This is a genomic window from Streptomyces sp. NPDC057010 (assembly GCF_042673805.1).
GTDB lineage: Bacteria > Actinomycetota > Actinomycetes > Streptomycetales > Streptomycetaceae > Streptomyces.
On sequence record NZ_JBHUSC010000002.1, the window covers coordinates 295,308 to 312,768 of the forward strand.

A 17,461-nucleotide genomic window follows, 5' to 3' on the forward strand; every position below is an offset into this window, starting at 1 on the left:
CACGACCGACCGCGGAAAGAGCCCAGCGTGCACGCCAACGACCCCGTGTTCCGGATGGGAATCACGGAGCCCACCGCCATCGACCCCTACAAGGCACAGGAAGGTGAAGGAATCCTGGTCTGCAAGGCCCTGTTCACCGGACTGCTCTCCCTCGACGAGGACGGCGCCCTGATCCCGGCCACCGCCAGCTCGTGGGCGAGTGACGAGACGGCCACCACCTGGACCTTCTCGCTGCGCACCGACACGGTGTTCAGCAACGGCGAGCCGGTCACCGCGCACTCCTTCGTCCGCGGCTGGACCCGTGCCCTGGACCCCGAGGCCAACACGGAGACCGCCTACCACCTGGCGGGCGTCCGCACCTTCACCGCGGTCGACGACGCCACGCTGGTCGTGGAACTCGACGAGCCGGACGTGCAGTTCGACCTGAAGACGCTCCAGCCCATCTTCAGCCCGGTGCCGTCCTGTGCGGGCCCCGCCCTCAACCCCGAGTTCAACGACCGGCCGATCGGCAACGGCCCCTTCCTGATGGACGGCCCCTGGCAGCACGGCAAGTCGATCAAGCTGCTGCGCAACGGCCTGTGGTTCGGCCCCGCACCCAAGGTGCGCGAGGTCCACATCGACATCCTCGACCCGGTCACCGCCCTGGACGACGAGTACGCGCGCTTCCTGAACGGCACGTACGACTACGCCCGGATCCCCCCGGCCCGCACCGCCGAGGCCGCCGACCACCCCGGCTTCCTGGAGCAGGAGGGCGCGGGCCTGTTCTACCTGATCCCGTTCTGCCACCAGGCGCCGATGGACTCGCTGGACGCCCGCCGGGCGCTGTCCGCCGCCATCGACCGCCAGGGGCTGATCGACACCTACTTCCAGGGCCGCCGCAGCGCAGCGCACTCGCTGCTCTCGCCGTGGTTCGGCAAGTCCCACGCCCCGCGCGCCGAGTTCGCCGCCGCCGACGGTGCGGATGACGCCGACTGGACCGCCTACGACCCCGACCGGGCGAGGGCCGCCGCGCTGCGCGCCGGCCTGCCGCCGGGCAGCCGGGTGGAGTTCGCCTACAACACCGGCGCCGGGCACGACGACTGGGTCAAGGCCCTGGCGCGTGGTCTGGAGGAGGTGCTGGGCTGGCGCGTCGAGCTGCTGCGCACCGACGCCCGCGGCCTCGTCGACCACCGCACCTCGATCGCGGCGACGGGATTCTGCCGGGCCGGCTGGGCCTGCGACTACCCGACGCCCGACAACATGCTCTTCCCGCTGCTGCACTCCTCCTGCACCGCGCCCGACGCCGAGGGCACGGCCCACGGCGACAACGAGGGCCGCTGGGTCAACGCGGAGTTCGACTCCCTGGTGGCCCGCGCCCGCGCCTCGACCGACCCCGCCGAGCGCGTCGACGGCTGGCGGCGCGCCGACCGGGCCGCGATCGCCGATCTGGCGCTCATCCCGCTCTGGTACCGCACGGACCAGCGGGTCCACGCATCCGGCCGGATCACCGGCCTGCGCATCGACTTCGACGGAAACCCGACCCTCACCACCGTTACGGCAAGGAGCACCACACGATGAGCGCCACGACCGCCACCACTGCGCCCACGGCGGCTCCGGTGTACGACATCCTCGGCATCGGCTTCGGCCCGGCGAACCTCGCCCTGGCCATCGCCCTGGAGGAACGCGAGTCCCCGCTCACGGCACGCTTCCTGGAGGCCCGGCCCAGTCCCGAGTGGCAGCCCGGCATGCTGCTGGACGGCTCGGACATCCAGAACCACCCCAGCCGTGACCTGGTCACCCTGCGCAACCCGCGCAGCCGCTACAGCTTCCTGAACTACCTGCACGAGCAGGGCCGGCTGCTGCGCCACCTCAACGTGCCGGGCGAGTTCCCGCTCCGCAAGGAGTACGCGGGCTACATCCGCTGGGCCGCAGGGTTCTTCTCGCACCTGGTCGACTGCAACCAGCGCGCCGCCGGCGTCGAGGTGGTCGAGCAGGACGGGGAGCGCGTCTACGCCGTCACCACCATGTCCGGCCGCCGCTACCTGGGCCGGACCCTGGTGATGGGCCCCGGCCGCACCCCGTACGTCCCCGCCCCCTACGACTCCGTGCGCACCCCGCGCGTCTTCCACCTCACCCAGTACCTGCCCCGCCTGGCCGAGCTGACCGGCGCCGGCCGCGAGCCGGAGTCGGTGGCGGTCATCGGCGGCAGCCAGAGCGCCGTGGAGCTCGCCCTCGACCTCAGCCGCCGCTTCCCGCGCACCAAGGTCACCACCTACACCCGCTCGCACACGCTGAAGCTGAAGGACACCAGCCCGTTCAGCGAGGAGGGCTACTTCCCGGAGTTCACGGACTACTACTTCCGTGCCTCCCGCGCCGGCAAGAACACCCTCGACGCGTTCATGCACGGCACGAACTACTCCTCCGCCGACGGCGACGTGCTGCGCGACCTCTACGTCCACATGTACGAGCAGGAGCTCGACGGCGACCAGCGGGTCTTCGTACGCGGCAACCACGAGGCCACCGCCCTGCGCGAGGCGGGCGACAAGATCGAGCTTGACTTCCTGGAGCGGATCACCGGCGAACAGATCACCGAGTCGGTGGACTTCGCCGTACTGGCCACCGGTTTCCGCAACATGGGCCCCGGCCCGCACGAGGAGCTGTGCCCGCCGCTGATGGCCCCGATCGCCCCGCTCTTCGCGACCGAGCCGGACGGCCGCCTGCAGGTCTCCGTCGACTACTCGCTCACCGCGGTGGCCGACGGCACCCCGCCGCTCTTCCTCAACGGCCTGTGCGAGTCCAGCCACGGCATCGGCGACGCCGGCTCCTTCAGCCTCCTGTCGCTGCGCGCCGCCTCCCTCGCCGACGCCCTCGGCGCCCGCCTGGCCTCGGCCGCCACCGACCGCACCGACCGCAGCGCCGTACTCGCCGCCGCCTGACCGGAAAGACGCGACCACCATGACCGCCACCATCGAAACGCCCGTCGAACAGGTCTACAGCGCGCCGGTCATCACCGGCCCGCTGCCCGGCCCCCGCAGCGCCGAACTCCTCGACCGGCAGGCCGGCCGCGAGTCCAACTCCCGCTCCTACCCGCGCAAGCTGCCCATGGCGATCCGCCGCGGCAAGGGCTCCTACGTGGAGGACCTGGACGGCAACGTCTTCCTCGACTTCCTCAGCGGCGCCGGTGTGCTCTCCCTGGGGCACAACCACCCCGAGCCGCTGGCCGCCGCCCACCGCCAGCTCGACGAGTTCGTGCACGGCCTGGACTTCCCGACCCCGGTCAAGGACGAGTTCACCAGCCTGACCATCGGGATGCTGCCGGAGCCGATGCGCGAGCGCACCCGCATCCACTTCTGCGGACCGACCGGCGCCAACGCCGTCGACGCCGCCCTCAAGCTCTGCAAGACCGCCACCGGCCGCGAGGAGATCATCACCTTCCAGGGCGGCTTCCACGGTGCGACCCTGGCCGCCCTCAGCGTGACCGGCCTCGTCGAGCAGAAGGAACCGGTCCGCGGCCGGATGCCGGGCGTGCACTTCTTCCCGTACTCCAACTGCCACAACTGCCCGCTCGGCCTCCAGCGCGACTCCTGCCAGGTCAACTGCGCCGCCTTCCTGGAAAAGGCGCTGACCGATGTCAACGGCGGCATCACGCTGCCCGCCGCCGTCATCATGGAACTGGTGCAGGGCGAGGGCGGTGTCATCCCCGCCGAGGTCGAGTTCGTCCAGCGGATCCGCGAGGTCACCAAGCGCCTCGGCATCCCGCTGATCGTGGACGAGGTGCAGAGCGGCTGCGGCCGCACCGGCACCTGGTTCGCCTTCGAGCAGTACGGCATCGAGCCCGACGTGGTCTGCGCGTCCAAGGCGCTCAGCGGCATGGGCCTGCCCGCCTCGGTGATCCTCTACGACGAGAAGCTCGACCGGTGGAAACCGGGCGCCCACTCCGGCACCTTCCGTGGCAACCAGCCGGCCTTCGCCGCCGGTGTGGCCACCATGAAGGTGGTCCAGCGCGACCGTGTGCTGGAGAACGTGCGGGCCCGTGCCGACCAGCTGATGGTCCACCTCCAGGGGCTGCGCGAGATCAGCCCGTACGTCGCCGACGTGCGCGGACTCGGTCTGATGACCGGTGTCGAGCTGACGGACCCGGCGACCGGAGCGCCCGCCGAGGCCCTGGCCAAGCGGGTGCAGTGGGAGGCCGTCAGCCGCGGCCTGATCATCGAACTGGGCGGCCGCGACGACTGCGTCATCCGCATGCTGCCGCCGCTGAACTGCACCGCCGAGCAGATCGACCAGGCCGGTGGCATCATCCGCGAGGCGCTGGCCGCCGCCCTGACCGCCCTGGACCTGACGGCGCAGACGAAGGCGGGCGTGTGATGACCTCCTCCGACCCGACCTACGACACCGCTGCCGTCCACGACCTCGTCGTCGCCGGCTTCGGCCCCTCCGGCATCGCGCTCGCCGCGGCCGTCGAGGACCACGACGACGCCACGGGCGGCGCCCCGCTCGCCGCCCGCTACCTGGAGAAGGCCGCCGACTCCGCCTGGCAGCCCAACCTCGTACTGCCCGGCACCGACATCCAGCACCACTTCCTGCGCGACTTCGCCACCCCGCGCGACGCCCGCTCCCGCTTCACCTTCCCGCACTACCTCCAGCAGAGCGGCCGCTTCTACCCCTTCACGCTGATGGGCGGCTACGTCAGCCGCCTGGAGTGGTCGGACTACGTGCAGTGGGCCGCCCGCCAGGTGCGTGGCCCCGTGGACTACGACCGCGAGGTCGTCTCCGTGGAGCCGGTCACCGGAGCCGACGGCCGCGTGCGGACCGCTCGCGTCGTCAGCCGGGACACCCGCGACGGCACGCTGCACACGACCGAGGGCCGCAACATCGCGCTGGCCACCGGCCACGAGGCGTACGTACCGGAGCTCTTCCGGCCGCACCTCGGCGAACGGGTCTTCCACGCGAGCAGGCTGCTGCCGAGCCTTGCCGCCCTCGCGGACAAGCCCCTGCGCGAGGTCGTGGTGATCGGCGCCGGCCAGACCGCCGGCGAGATCGTCCTGCACCTGGCCGCGCAGCAGCCGAACGCCCAGATCCACTCGGTGGTCCGCCACGCGGGCTTCCGGATGTACGAGCTCGGCCACTTCAGCAACGAGGTGTACTTCCCCGACGAGACCGACTACTTCTACGGACTGGAGGGCGACCAGCGCGAACGCGCCCTCGCCCAGGCCCGCGCCACCAACTACGCCGCCGTCGACCCCGACGTCTCCACCGCCCTCTACCAGGCGGTCTACCAGGACCGATTCACCGGCCGGCAGCGGCTGCACATGCACAAGCGGACCGAGGTGACCGCCGTCGAGGAGGCCCCGGACGGGCGCGTGCTGCTGCGCACCGAAGAGGTGTTCACCGGGGAGCGCGGAACCATCGAGGCCGACGCGGTGATCGTCTGCACCGGCTACCGCGAGGCGGCCCTCCCCCGGCAGCTCGCCGCCTTCACCCCGTACCTGCGCCTGGACGCGGACGGGCGGCCCGAGGTCACCCGCGCCTACCGGGCCGAGACCACCGAGGACTGCGAGGTCGGCATCTACCTCGACGGCCTCACCGAGTGGCGGCACGGCATCGGCAGCGCCACCTCCTTCAGCCAGATGGCCGCCAAGGCCGACACCATCCACCGCGACCTGCGTACCCGGCTGCGCCAGCCCGTCGCCGCCTGATTGGACTCCTGACATGCACGTATTCACCGCCCACGAGAACGACATGGAATTCGAGGAGGCCTACAACGTCAGCGGCCGGCGCATCTTCCCGTGGCCCGAGGCCGTGGCCGAGCCCAACTGGGGCGGCGCCTGGATCGATGTCGCGCCCGGCGCGACCTCCACCCGGCACGACCACGACGAGAACGAGATGTTCTTCATCGTCGAGGGCAGCGGCCTGATGCGGATCGGCGAGGAGACCCGCCGCGTCCAGGCCGGTGAGACCGTCTTCATCACCCCCTTCCAGGACCACGACCTGACCAACGACGGCGATACCCGGCTGAGGTTCATCACCATCTGGTGGGGCGGCGCCGAGGCCATCTCCCGCGAACGCGCCAAATGGGCCGCCCTGTTCGGCATCGACGACTTCGCTCCGCGGTGCGGCGAGGCGGTGCGGGGATGAGTCCCATCGTCCACGCGCGCGCCGACGCCGTCGTCGTCGGCGGCGGGGTGATCGGCGCGGCCATCGCGCACCAGCTCGCGCTGGCCGGCCTCGGCCGGATCGTCCTGTGCGACCAGGGCCGGGTCAACGCCCAGGGCGCCACCTCCCGCTCCGGCGGACTGCTGCGGCTGCACCACACCTCGCTCGCCGACATCAGGCTCGCCGCCCGCAGCATGCCCGTCTTCGAGCAGTGGTCCGACGTCATCGGCGGGGACTGCGGCTACCGCCGCACCGGCTTCGTGATGATCGTCGGCGAGAACCACGCCCAGGACCTGCGCGACAACGCCGCCCGAGCCGGCGAGACCGCCGGCTACCGCCGGGTCGAGGTCATCGACCCGTCCGAACTGAAGGAGATCTACCCCGGCCTGCGGACCGAGGGCGTGGCCCTCGCCGCCTACGAGCCGGAGGGCGGCTACGCCGACCCGATGGCCGCCTCGGCCTCGCTGCTCACCGCCGCCTACCGGCTCGGCGTCTCGCCCTCCGAGGGCATCCGGGCCGTCAAGGTCCTGGAACACGAGGGCACCGTCACCGGCGTACTGACCTCCATCGGCCGGATCGACGCGCCGCTGGTGGTGCTGGCCGGCGGAGCGTGGGGTTCGGCCCCGGCCGAGTACCTGGGCGTCCACATCCCGGTCACCGCCCGCCGGATCGGCCTCGCCCAGGCCGAGCTGCCGGGCGCCGGGCGGCGCGGCTCCGCGTCCTCCGTGCCGACCTGCATCGACGACACCACCGGCAGCTACTTCCGGCCCGACGGCCTGGACCGGTTCTACTTCGGCGTCCCCAGCAAGCCGGACACCGAACTCGGCCGCGACGTCGAGCCGCTGAGCGAGGCCGAGCTGGAGTCCGCGATCAAGGCGATCAGCGGCCGCGTCCCGGCCGCGGCCACCGCCCCGCTCGCGGGCACCCGCTCCGGGCTCGACGGCTACACCCCCGACAAGCGCCCGGTGGTGGGCGCGGCCGGCCCCGACGGCCTGTACCTCGCGCTCGGCTTCAGCGGAGGCGGCTTCAAGCTGGCGCCCGCCGTGGCCGAACTCGCCGCGAAGGAGATCATCGAGGGCGGGGCCGTACCCGGAAAGGCGGTCCAGGAACTCCTGGAGCCGTACCGGCCGCAGCGGTTCCTCGCGGGCCGCCCGATCCGCCCGGAGGCCCCGTATGACCACATGTGACGACGCGAAGCCGGAGGCCGACGCCATGGCCACGGCCCCCGCCGAACGGCTGTCCCTGTGGGCGAAGCTGCGGGAGGACATCGAGACCGTCCTCGCCAAGGACCCGGCCGCCACCTCGCGCGCCGAGGTGCTGCTCTACCCGCACATCCACGCCCTGTGGACGTACCGCGTGGCGCACTGGCTGTGGAACCGCGGCCACCGGGTGTCCGCCCGGGCCCTGTCCCTGCTGGCGCGCGCCGTCTCGGGCATCGAGATCCACCCGGGCGCCCGGATCGGCCGCCGCCTGTTCATCGACCACGGCACGGCGGTGGTGATCGGCGAGACCGTCCGGATCGGCGACGACGTGATGCTCTACCACCAGGTCACGCTCGGCTCCGTGGGCTGGTGGAAGGACCTGCGCCGGCCCACCGGTTCGCGCCGCCACCCGGCCGTCGGCGACCGCGTGATCATCGGCACCGGAGCGAGCGTGCTCGGCCCGGTCACCGTCGGTTCCGACTGCCGGATCGGCGCCCACTCGATCGTCCTCGACGACCTGCCGGCCCGCAGCCGGGTCGTCGCCGCGGCCTCCGACGCGCTGCCGCCGCTCGACACCGCGCCCGCCCACTGGACCGACTCCTCCTCCCTGCGCTTCCCCGAAGGAACCCACGCATCATGACCTCGTACGTCGTCACCAGCGCCCCGCCGAACCCGAACGGCGACCTGCACCTCGGCCACCTCTCCGGCCCCTTCCTCGGCGCCGACGTCCTCAGCCGCCACCTGCGCCAGCGCGGTCACGACGTCCACTACGTCGGCTACTCCGACGAGCACTCCTGCTACGTCCCGCGGCGGGCCGCCGAGATCGGCTCCACCGCGTACCCCACCGCGAAGCTGTTCGGCGACCGGATGGAGGAGACCCTGTCGCTGGGCGCCATGCACCACGACTGGTTCACCCGCCCGCTCACCGACTCCGCCCACACCGAGTTCGTGCAGCGCTTCTTCCTGGAGCTGTGGGAGTCCGGCGCCCTGGAGGTCCGGGAGCTGCCCGTCTTCCACTGCGCGCCCTGCGACCGGTACCTGTACGAGGCCGAGGTGCGCGGCGAGTGCCAGTACTGCGCCGAGCCCTCCGACGGCGTGTACTGCGAGGCGTGCGGCCTGCCGCAGGACCCGGCGGGGCTCGCCGCCCCCAAGTGCACGGCCTGCTGGAACGCCCCCGCCACGAAGACCATGCGCCGCATCGTCTTCCCGCTGGAGAACTACCGCGAGCGGCTGGAGGCCTACTACGCCGACGCGCAGGCGAACGCCGAGTGGCGGCCCCGGCTGATCTCCTACCTGGAGGGCCTGTTCGAGCGCGCCCTGCCGGACACCGCGATCAGCCGCGAGGCGGACTACGGCATCCCGGTCCCCCTGCCGGGCTGGGAGGGGCACATCCTCGACACCTGGTTCAGCGGCATCTGGGGCTACGTGGCGGGCACGGCCCGGCTGGCCGAGGCGAACGGCGACAAGAGCGAATGGGAACGACTGTGGACCGACGCCGACACCCGCATCGTCAACTTCATCGGGTTCGACTGCTCCTTCTCGCACGCCGTGCTCTGGCCCGCGCTGTTGCTGGCTCAGGGTGAGCTGACGCTGCCCTCGCAGGTGGTGATCAACGAGTTCTACCGGCTGGAGGGCGACAAGTTCTCCACCAGCCGCGGACACGCCATCTGGGGCGGGGAGTTCCTGCGCCGGGTCAACGCGGACGCGCTGCGCTTCCACCTGTGCCTGACCGGCCCGGAGCGGGAGCAGAACAACTTCTCCATGAAGGAGTTCGCCGACACCGTCTCCACGGTGCTGGCCGGCGGGATCGAGCGGTGGACCGACACCGTACTGGACCTGCTCGCCCAGGACTTCGACTCGGTGGTGCCCGGCGCCGCCCCGGCCGGCTCGCTGGTGGCCGAACGGGCAGCGCTGCCGGCGGAGATCGCGGCCGCGCTCGGCGCCGAGGCGTTCTCCCCGCAGCGGGCGGCCGCCGCGCTGGCCACCGTCGTGGACCGGGCGGAGGCCGACCTGCGCACCCTCACCGGGCTGCGCCAGACCGGCCCGCGCGAGGAGTACGCCGGGCAGCTCGCCGCCCACGTGGAGCTGCTGGCCGCGGTCGCGGTCACGGCGGCGCCGCTGATGCCGGGCTGGTCCGCCTTCCTGGCCGGGCAGCTGGGCCTGCCGGTGGACCTGGCGACCCGGATGCCGCACTGGGAGGGTGTCGAGGGCCGGCTGCTGGCCGAGGGCACCCGCCTGCCGGGCTCCACCCCGCTGTTCTTCCACGAACTGTCGTGACCTCCGCCTGGGCGACCAGGACCCTGGGGTCGGTGCTCGGGCTGGGTGCGCTGCTGCTGCCGGCGGCGCTCGCCCCGGTCCCGGCCCCCTGGACGGGGGCGCTCCTGGCGGGGGTGCTGGCCGGCTGGTGCCTGCTGGTCGCCGCCGCGGGCGGTACGGCCGGGGCCGGGCCGGTGGCCTTCGTCCGGGACCGGCTGGGACCGGGCCCCGCCCGCGCGGTCACCGCGCTCTACTTCGCGGGGTTCGCCACCGGCCAGGCGGCCGTCGCGCTGGCCGCGGCGGGCTTCGCGGCCGGGGGTTCGGGCCGGCCCGCCCTCCTTACGGCGGTCGCCGTCCTGGCCACCGCCGCCGGTTTCGCCGCGTACCGCCCGCTCTCCCTGTCGCCGCGCGCCGGCAGGATCCGGCTGGGCGCGGTGCTGGCCCTGGCCGCCGCCTGGTGGCTGCTGGGCGGCCCGGCGGCGGCCCCGGCCGCCGACTGGCCCGCCGCCCTGGTGGCCGTACCGCTGCTGTTCGGCTGGGTCGGCCTCGAATCGGCGGTCCCGGAGCTACGGCGGCCCGGCGCCGCGGGGGCCCGGCTGGGTGGCACCCTCCTGGGGCTCGCCCTGGCCGCCGCACTGTACGGGGTCCTGCTGCGGCCCGCCGGTTGGCTGACGGCGCCGCACCCGGCGGTGCCGGCCGTGCTCGGCCTCGTCTCGGCCGCCGTCTGCTGGACGTACTGCCGTACCAACCTCCAGGCCACGGCCGCCCGCTGGGAGGAGCTGACGGCGGGTTCCCGACGCACGGGCGTGGCGGCCGGGACGCTGGTCGCGCTCGGCGCGCTCGGGGTCGGCCACCTCGCCCACTGGGGCACCGCCGTCCTGCTGATCGGCCCGGGCAGCGCCACCGCGGCCATCTACCTGTTCATCGCCGTCGCGGCCCTGCGCCGGCCCCGTTTCGACACCCTCTCCAAGGAGCAACAGCATGACCACTTCCACCGCCACCGAGACCTCGAAGGTGCTGCGCGTTCCGCCGGCTGACCCCGCCGAGGCCGCCGCGCACTTCCACCGCCGGTTCACGTTCGAGGCCGACGCCTCCGACGTCCACGCGGACCTGGAGGGCGGGGCCGGGGCCTTCGTACTCGTCGACACGCGCGGCGCCGAGGCCTGGGCCCAGGGGCACATCCCCGGCGCCGTGCACCTCCCGACGGACGAGATCCCGGCCCGCGCCGCCGAACTGGTGGCTCCCGGCAGCGTGGTGGTCACCTACTGCTGGGGGCCCGGCTGCAACGGGGCGACCCGGGCCGCGCACGCCTTCGCCGTCGCCGGATACCAGGTCAAGGAGATGCTGGGCGGCTTCGAGTACTGGTCGCGCGAGGGGTTCACGGTCGAGGACGAGCACGGCCGGCGCCAGTCCGCGCCGGACCCGCTGACCGCCCCGGTGGGAGCCGACAGCTGCGGCTGCTGAGGGCGGGTGCCGGCTACAGCAGTCCGTGTTCGACGGCGCGCTGGCCGAGCTGGAAGCGGCTCTGCGCATCCAGTTTCTCCATCAGCTCCGAGATGAGCCTGCGCTCGCTCCGCAGGGAGATCCCCAGCCGCCGGGCCGCAGCCTCGTCGGTGTATCCCTGCGCCAGCAGGCGCAGCAGCTCGCGGGGCTGCGAACCGGGGTCGTCCAGCCGGCGGCGCGGCGGCTCCCCGAAGGGGGTGGCGGTCTCCCAGATCGCCTCGAACAGGGCGCAGAACGCCGCCACCGCACCCGGTTCGCGCAGCAGCACCGCCCCCTGCGCGCTGTCCTGCGGATCGATCGGCATGAGTGCGGACTCGCGGTCCGCGACGACCATGCGCATCGGCAGCGACGCGGCGGTCCGTATGGCGCCGCCGCGCTCGGTCAGCCAGCGGGCGTGTTCCAGGCTGGCGGGGTCGTTGCGGATGGAGTCCTGGTAGATCGTGCGGATCTTGACCCCGCGGGCGATCAGGTCCTCGGTCAGCGGGTTGCTGGCCTTGAACTGGGCCTCGGGCACCGGGCCGCCCGGGTGGAAGCTGATGGACTCCGTGTGGGTGCGGGCGCTGATCACGGCGAGCTTCGCCCGGACCGCGTCCACCCCCTCGAAGCGCTCCGCCTCCAGCGTGGGCTGGGCCGGGTGCAGTTCGGCGAAGCGGGAGAGCAGCGCGCTGGCCGCGGCCTGGCTCTCGGCGAGCACCTTGTGCCGCTGGGCGATCTCCGCCTGCTGGTGGGCGAGCAACGAGTCCAGGGCGGCCTTCGGGTTGACCACCCGAAGCCGCCCGTCGCTTCGCCAGGAGGGCGCGAGGAGCGAGAGCCCGGTCAGCTCGGCCAGGTCCTCGCGCACGTCCTCGACGGTCGTACCGAGTTCCTCGGCAAGGTCTTCGACGACGACATCCGGCCGTTTGAGGATGCGCCGGTAGAGCGCGTCGGAGCGCTCGGTCAGCCCCAGTGAAAGCAGCAACGTGAACCCCCCCAGCTCGTGGATCGGCTCGGACTTCGGACGGTTCGCCGACGGGGTCGGCGGCCGGGTGAGCCGGGCATGTGGGTGGTGCCCTCCAGCTCACTCCGTGGTAGGACACATCCTGGCCGCCGGGGCGGTTCGCTGTCTCACCCCTGGCATTCATATGTCAGGTCGTTTTGTGCCAGCTCAGACGAATGACAGGGGCCCGGACGGGTCGACACGATGGCTGCATGCCGGGTCGCCGAACCCGGCACACACCCCTACGTGTCAAGCCGAAAGAGATTGGGCCCCTCCATCATGCGTCGCAAGGTCGCCACCCTGATCGCCGTCACCGCAGCCGTCCTCGCCGTGATCGCCACCAACACGGGCGACCGGGTCACCGGGCAGCGCTCGACCACCTCGGTCACCGCGGAGCCGGGCTGGTCCTTCGCCGCCCCGCTGGAGCCGGGCTGGTCGTAACCCTCCGCTCGCTTCGCCCTTACGCCGTCAGCTGCTTGATCAGGCGCTCGGCGTTCGGCAGCAGCCAGTCCGGCACGGCGTCCTCGGGCAGTTCCCGGACCTCCTCGACCAGGGCCGAGATCAGGGCGGCGCCCGCTTCGCCGCGGCCCCGTTCCTGCTGCGTCCAGGCGGCGTTGTTCAGGCACTGGAACCGGTCCTGGAGACGGCCGGGGCCCAGTTCCGCATAGATCGCGGCAGCCCGGTCCCAGAGCGTTATCTCCTCCAGCCGCAGCGCGTCGATCTCCGCCTCGCCCAATCGCTCGGCCGGCGGGGCCGAGCCGTCCTCACCTCCGTCCTCGTCTTCCCCGTCCTCGTGCTGCTCCTGCGCGCCGACGCGCCGGTCGAGCACCTGCGCCAGCTGGTGCCAGGTCTGCGCGAGCTCGGAGCGCAGTTCGACGGAGCCGGGCTCCGCCGCCAGGGCGGCCTCCAGGACCCCGGCGGCCTCGTCCATCAGGGCCCGGGCCCGGGTCACCGCCGCGTCGTCCACCGCTTCGCGCAGCCCCAGCCAGGCCAGGGAGCGCAGGATGCGCACCTCGGCGACCGGCGCCTCCCCCGTCAGACGGTGCAGCTCCAGAGCCCTCTCGTAGGCGGCGACCGCCTCCACGGCCAGTCCGGCGTCGGACAGGGTGTCGGCCGCCGACTGCGCGAGGCTCGCCTGCGGCCGCGGATCCTCCCAGCCCTTGGCCGTCTCCGCCGCCAGCAGGTACTGCTCGGCCGCCTGGCGCGGCTCGTTCAGCCGACGCAGCAGGTCGCCCAGGAACTCCCGTACGAACACGGCCTGCCCGTCTCCGTGTTCCAGCAGGTCGGGCAGGGCCGACTGGAGCACCTCGGCCGCCTCGGCGGTGCGGTCGTCCTGCACGTAGGCGCGGGCCAGCACCAGCCGGGCCTGCGCCCCGCCGTCCGCCGTGAGACCGGCCAGGTCGAACCAGTGGGCTCCCTCCAGCGCGTGCCCGGCCGCCTCCGCGGCCGCGCCGGCCCGCAGCAGGATGTCGGCGAGGGTCAGCCGTACGACGCCCTGCGTCTCGGAGTCGGTCACCTCGGCGGAGTGCTCCAGCGCGGACCGCGCCGCCCGCTCCGCCTCCTCGGGCCGCTCCAGCGACATGAGCACCCCCGCGCGCAGCACCAGCGGGTCCACCGCCTGCCAGGGCCGGCCCGCCGCGACCGCCCGGTCGGCGGCTGCGGCCAGCAGTTCCACGGCCCGCTCCTGGTCGCCCTGCGACAGGGACACCCTGCCCAGCATCTCCTCGGCTTCCGCCACCAGGTCCGGCAGCGTCGGCGCGTAGGCGGCGACGAAGGCGGTCAACTCGGCGGCCAGCTCGTCGTGCCCGTGCCCCTGGGCATGATCGTGCCCGTGCCCGTGCCCGTGTCCGTGCCCGGTGTCGCCGGTCGCCTCGAGCGAGCGCAGGTAGGACTCCATCCGGATAGCCGACAGTTCCGCGAGCGCGATCCGCCTGGTCCGCAGCGGTTCGGCGGGGTCGAGTCCCTCGGCGGCCCGCACGGCCACCCCCAGCAGCCGCCTGACCTCGGCGGGCGCGGCCCCGGACTGTGCGGCCAGGGTCGCCAGACGCAGCTCCGCGAGCGCCGCGCGCTGTGCCTGACCGAGTGCCCGGTAGCCCTCCCGGACCGCCGTCAGCAGCTCGGACGCCTCCTGCGCCCCGCCGCGCGCGGCGGCCAGGGCCCGGTGGTCCGCCAGATCGGCCGCGACCAGCGGATCGGGCTCCGGCTGCGCGTCCGCCCGTACGGACACCTCGGCCCACAGCGCGTCCGCGGCCGGATGCCCCTCGTCCCGCGCCCGGCGGGCCCGCTCCACCAGCTCGGCGAACCCGGTGGACCCGGCCGGCTCCCCCACCGGCGCGGCCACGACGGGAACCGCCGCGGCGAGCGCCGCGGTGCGCACCCCGAGCGGCAGGCGGCCGGTCAGCGGCTCGCGCCCGATCCGCGTCAGGAACCGTTCGGAGACCCGGGTGGTTCCGTTGCGCGCGTCGAACTGCCGGGCTATGTCCAGCGACCCCGCGTACAGCACCTCGTACAGCTCGGAGACGGTGCGCGGCGTGCCCTCGTAGGCGACGGCCGGGCTCGCTCCGTGCCCCAGCTCGGTCAGCCGGCGCAGCAGGACGAGGATGCCGCCGTGGAAGGCCAGCTGGTCGTCGACATTGGCGAGCGGGCCGACGTGGGCGGCGTGCTCGGCCAGGATCTCCAGACCGCGTGACTCGTTGCCGGTCAGTGCGCAGAACTCGATGTGCTTGCCGACCGACGGCAGCAGGCTCTCGTTGCCGCGGGCCATGCGGTAGCCGCGCAGGTGGTGCGAGCGGGCCTCATCGGCCCGGCCGAGCCGCAGCAGCGGCAGCAGGGAGGTGGCCAGCACCCGGTGCGGCTCCTCGGCGCAGGTCTTCTCGCCCGCCAGGACCGATGCCCATAGGTCCAGGGCGCGGGCGTCGTCCCCGCGCAGGACGGCGTACTGGCCCTGGCTGTTGAGCTCACAGGCGAGGCAGTCGCTCATGTCGTCGCGTTCGGCCGCCAGCCAGAGCTCGAAGGCCCGGTCGGCCCGCTCGTCGTCCCCCGTCGCGTCGGCGAGCCACAGCTCGGCCTCGCGTACGGGGCGTTCGCTGTAACCCGCGAGCCGGTAGCGGCGCTCCATCTCGTCCAGCCAGCCGGTGGCCGACTCCAGCGGGATGCCGGGGGAGTCGGAAATGGCCGTGGTCACCCACTTGAACTGCCAGAACAGCGAATGCGCGTCCCAACTGGAGAAGGAGCCCGGGTTCTTGTCGTACTCCTGGAGCAGCCGGGCGAAGGGCACGAGCAGCTTCGACGATTCCGAGCTGAACAGGTAGGCGCCGACGAGGTTGTCCAGTGCCGCGCGGAACAGGGCCCGGTCGCCGCTCGCCTCGGCGGCGCCGACGAGCGCCTCGGCGTGCGCGTTGCGGGCGGCGCCGTTCGGCGACTCCCGGTTCTCCGCGAGTCCGAGCTCGATCTCCTGGGGCGTCAGCGTCGTCACTTGCGGTCCTCCTGGGCCTCGGTGGGGTGGGTCGCCCATTCCAGGAGCCCGAGGAAGGCCCGGTTGAGCAGGGTGGAGTCGGCGGGGCGCAGCGGCCGCTGGGACATCAGCAGCGCCTGCCCGTAGAGCGATTCGACGGCGGTGGCGGTCAGCGCCTCGTCGGGGAGGGCGGCGATCCGGCGGATCAGCGGGTTGTTGTGGTTGAGGACCAGGCGGGCGCGGGGCGCGGAGCCGCGCAGCGCGCCGAGGATGCCGCTCCACAGGGAGTCGGCGCTCTCCAGCGCGGCGGTGCGGTCCCGCTCCTGGCGGGCCTGGCGGTCGTCGAGGTAGAGCGCGGGCACGGCTACGGGCTGGAAGGCGCGCAGCACCACGTCGCACCCCTGGGGCTCCAGGCGGGTGCGTGCGGTGGAGAGGAAGGGCGCGAGTTCCAGTTCCGCGGCGGTGGGCACCGGGTCGAGCCGCTCGGTGACGGCTCCCGCGTCGAGCTCGGTGACCTTCAGGTCGGGCCGTACGGACGGCAGCAGCGCCAGCAGGTCGGCGTCGTAGGTGTAACCGGCGTTGATGACGCCGAGACCATGGGCGGCGGCGATCGGGGCTATCTGGCGGAACTCCTCGACGGTGCGCGTGAAGTGGACGTCCGTGTGGGCGGCCGTGAACTCCTCCAGGCTCATCGTGCCGTCGCTGGTCTCGAACGGCAGCCACGGCAGCATCAGTCCGAGCAGCTCGGAATCGTGCCGGGCCATGGACTTCACGCCGAGGTGGTGGACGCTCAGGAATGCGGCCAGCCGCTGCGGTTCGCTCGCGGCGAGCTCGGCGAGCCAGCCCCGGACGCGGGCGCCGAGGGCCTCCCGTACGGCGGACAGGGTCTCGTCGTCGTACAGGTTCTCGCGGGAGGCGGTCGGCCGCAGCGTGTCCGTGTCGAGGACGGCGCGGACGAAGAACGCCCAGTCCGGCAGCAGGTTGTCGGCCCGGTCGGTCAGCAGCATGCCCTTGAGGTGCACGCGGTGACCGGCCCGGTGGGCGGGGCTGGTCGGCTCGGGGAGGACGTACGCGACGCCGCGCACCCCGGCGACCGGCAGGTCGAGGTCGATGCTGTCGAGCGGGGTGAAGCCGAACAGCCCCGAGCAGTGGGCGGCGAGGGCGACGCGGCGGGCGGTGGGCGTGGGGAAGGGCCGGTCCCACGGGGCGGGCCGGTCGGTGACGGGGCGCGGTTCGCCGCCCTCGCCGTCGTCGAAGGTGATGTCGTAGGGCAGCAGGGAGCCGTACTCGCGGGCCAGTTCCTCGACCTTGGCCGCCACCGTCCATTCGGCGGCGCCGGGGCGCGCTTCGAGGACGACGGTGGTGCCGGGCTCCGGGCGGGCCTCGTGGGGCAGTTCGCGCACGGTGTAGGAACCGTCGTCCGTGGCCAGCCATTCGACGGGCGCGGCCTGCGGGTCGCGGGCGGAGCGGGTGACGACGCGGATCTGGCGGGCCACGACGAAGCACGCGAGCAGTCCGATGCCGAACTGGCCGAGGAATTCCCGGCGGGTGGCCTCCAGGCTGTGCTCGTCGCCGCGCTTGGAGCTGCGGCCGATGGTGGCGAGGAGGGAGTGGGCCTCGGCGGCGGTCAGGCCGATGCCGCTGTCCTCGATGGTGACCCGGCCGTCGGCGGCGGACAGCCGGATGCGGATCTCCGCCTCCGGATCGAGGCCCTGGCGTGCCGTGACGGCGTCGACCGCGTTCTGGAGGAGCTCGCGGACGTAGACGCGCGGGCTGGAATAGAGGTGGTGGGAGAGCAGGTCGACCAGACCGCGCAGATCCACCTGGAAGCTGTGGGGTGTGGACGTCATGGGGCGTCACCTCGCGTGCGTGCGTGAATGGTTCGGCGATCGCGAGGTCCCCCCCCTCACAGATCCCGGAGTGGGAACAGATTAG

14 protein-coding genes are annotated in these 17,461 nt (G+C 73.1%); 11 read left to right on the plus strand and 3 right to left on the minus strand.

The features are described 5' to 3' along the window. Positions 1–27 precede the first annotated feature (27 nt). The 10 genes from ACFTXQ_RS03905 to ACFTXQ_RS03950 are packed head-to-tail and all read left to right on the plus strand — an operon-like array spanning position 28 to position 11,057. Positions 28–1,557, plus strand: coding sequence for an ABC transporter substrate-binding protein (locus ACFTXQ_RS03905; protein ID WP_382635575.1), 1,530 nt, complete (start codon positions 28–30; stop codon positions 1,555–1,557). Then, positions 1,554–2,915 carry a SidA/IucD/PvdA family monooxygenase gene (locus ACFTXQ_RS03910; RefSeq protein ID WP_382635577.1) on the plus strand — a complete coding sequence of 454 codons (1,362 nt, stop codon included), beginning with the start codon at positions 1,554–1,556 and terminating at the stop codon, positions 2,913–2,915. The genes ACFTXQ_RS03905 and ACFTXQ_RS03910 overlap by 4 nt, the downstream gene beginning before the upstream one ends. 19 nt (positions 2,916–2,934) lie before the next feature. Beyond that, the gene (locus ACFTXQ_RS03915; protein WP_382635579.1) at positions 2,935–4,347 is read left to right on the plus strand and encodes a diaminobutyrate--2-oxoglutarate transaminase family protein; all 1,413 of its coding nucleotides are present in this window, start codon (positions 2,935–2,937) and stop codon (positions 4,345–4,347) included. Beyond that, positions 4,347–5,678, plus strand: a complete 1,332-nt coding sequence (locus ACFTXQ_RS03920; protein WP_382635580.1) for a SidA/IucD/PvdA family monooxygenase — start codon at positions 4,347–4,349, stop codon at positions 5,676–5,678. The genes ACFTXQ_RS03915 and ACFTXQ_RS03920 overlap by 1 nt, the downstream gene beginning before the upstream one ends. 13 nt (positions 5,679–5,691) lie before the next feature. Beyond that, positions 5,692–6,117, plus strand: coding sequence for a cupin domain-containing protein (locus tag ACFTXQ_RS03925; protein ID WP_382635582.1), 426 nt, complete (start codon positions 5,692–5,694; stop codon positions 6,115–6,117). Continuing rightward, the gene (locus ACFTXQ_RS03930) at positions 6,114–7,322 is read left to right on the plus strand and encodes an NAD(P)/FAD-dependent oxidoreductase (protein ID WP_382635584.1); all 1,209 of its coding nucleotides are present in this window, start codon (positions 6,114–6,116) and stop codon (positions 7,320–7,322) included. Before ACFTXQ_RS03925 ends, ACFTXQ_RS03930 begins: the two co-directional genes overlap by 4 nt. Next, a complete protein-coding gene (gene epsC, locus ACFTXQ_RS03935; RefSeq protein ID WP_382635586.1) occupies positions 7,309–7,977 on the plus strand; it encodes a serine O-acetyltransferase EpsC in 669 nt (222 codons plus the stop codon). The genes ACFTXQ_RS03930 and epsC overlap by 14 nt, the downstream gene beginning before the upstream one ends. Further along, on the plus strand, positions 7,974–9,614 hold the full coding sequence (locus ACFTXQ_RS03940; protein ID WP_382635588.1) for a methionine--tRNA ligase: 1,641 nt from the start codon (positions 7,974–7,976) through the stop codon (positions 9,612–9,614). Before epsC ends, ACFTXQ_RS03940 begins: the two co-directional genes overlap by 4 nt. Continuing rightward, positions 9,611–10,630, plus strand: coding sequence for a hypothetical protein (locus tag ACFTXQ_RS03945; protein ID WP_382635590.1), 1,020 nt, complete (start codon positions 9,611–9,613; stop codon positions 10,628–10,630). Before ACFTXQ_RS03940 ends, ACFTXQ_RS03945 begins: the two co-directional genes overlap by 4 nt. Then, a complete protein-coding gene (locus ACFTXQ_RS03950; protein WP_382635592.1) occupies positions 10,575–11,057 on the plus strand; it encodes a rhodanese-like domain-containing protein in 483 nt (160 codons plus the stop codon). The genes ACFTXQ_RS03945 and ACFTXQ_RS03950 overlap by 56 nt, the downstream gene beginning before the upstream one ends. A 13-nt stretch (positions 11,058–11,070) precedes the next feature. Here ACFTXQ_RS03950 and ACFTXQ_RS03955 read toward each other — a convergent pair whose 3' ends face one another. After that, positions 11,071–12,054 (minus strand): helix-turn-helix transcriptional regulator, encoded by a 984-nt coding sequence (locus tag ACFTXQ_RS03955; RefSeq protein ID WP_382635594.1) that lies wholly within the window; start codon positions 12,052–12,054, stop codon positions 11,071–11,073. Positions 12,055–12,351: 297 nt separating this feature from the next. Between ACFTXQ_RS03955 and ACFTXQ_RS03960 the strand changes: the two genes are divergently transcribed. Then, positions 12,352–12,513 carry a hypothetical protein gene (locus ACFTXQ_RS03960; RefSeq protein ID WP_382635596.1) on the plus strand — a complete coding sequence of 54 codons (162 nt, stop codon included), beginning with the start codon at positions 12,352–12,354 and terminating at the stop codon, positions 12,511–12,513. A 19-nt stretch (positions 12,514–12,532) separates the two neighbouring features. Here ACFTXQ_RS03960 and ACFTXQ_RS03965 read toward each other — a convergent pair whose 3' ends face one another. Both ACFTXQ_RS03965 and ACFTXQ_RS03970 read right to left on the minus strand, forming a co-directional pair. Continuing rightward, entirely contained in the window at positions 12,533–15,547 is a 3,015-nt protein-coding gene (locus tag ACFTXQ_RS03965) for a tetratricopeptide repeat protein (protein ID WP_382635598.1), read from the minus strand. After that, entirely contained in the window at positions 15,544–17,376 is a 1,833-nt protein-coding gene (locus tag ACFTXQ_RS03970) for an HSP90 family protein (RefSeq protein ID WP_382635600.1), read from the minus strand. Before ACFTXQ_RS03970 ends, ACFTXQ_RS03965 begins: the two co-directional genes overlap by 4 nt. Between the last annotated feature and the right edge of the window lie 85 nt (positions 17,377–17,461).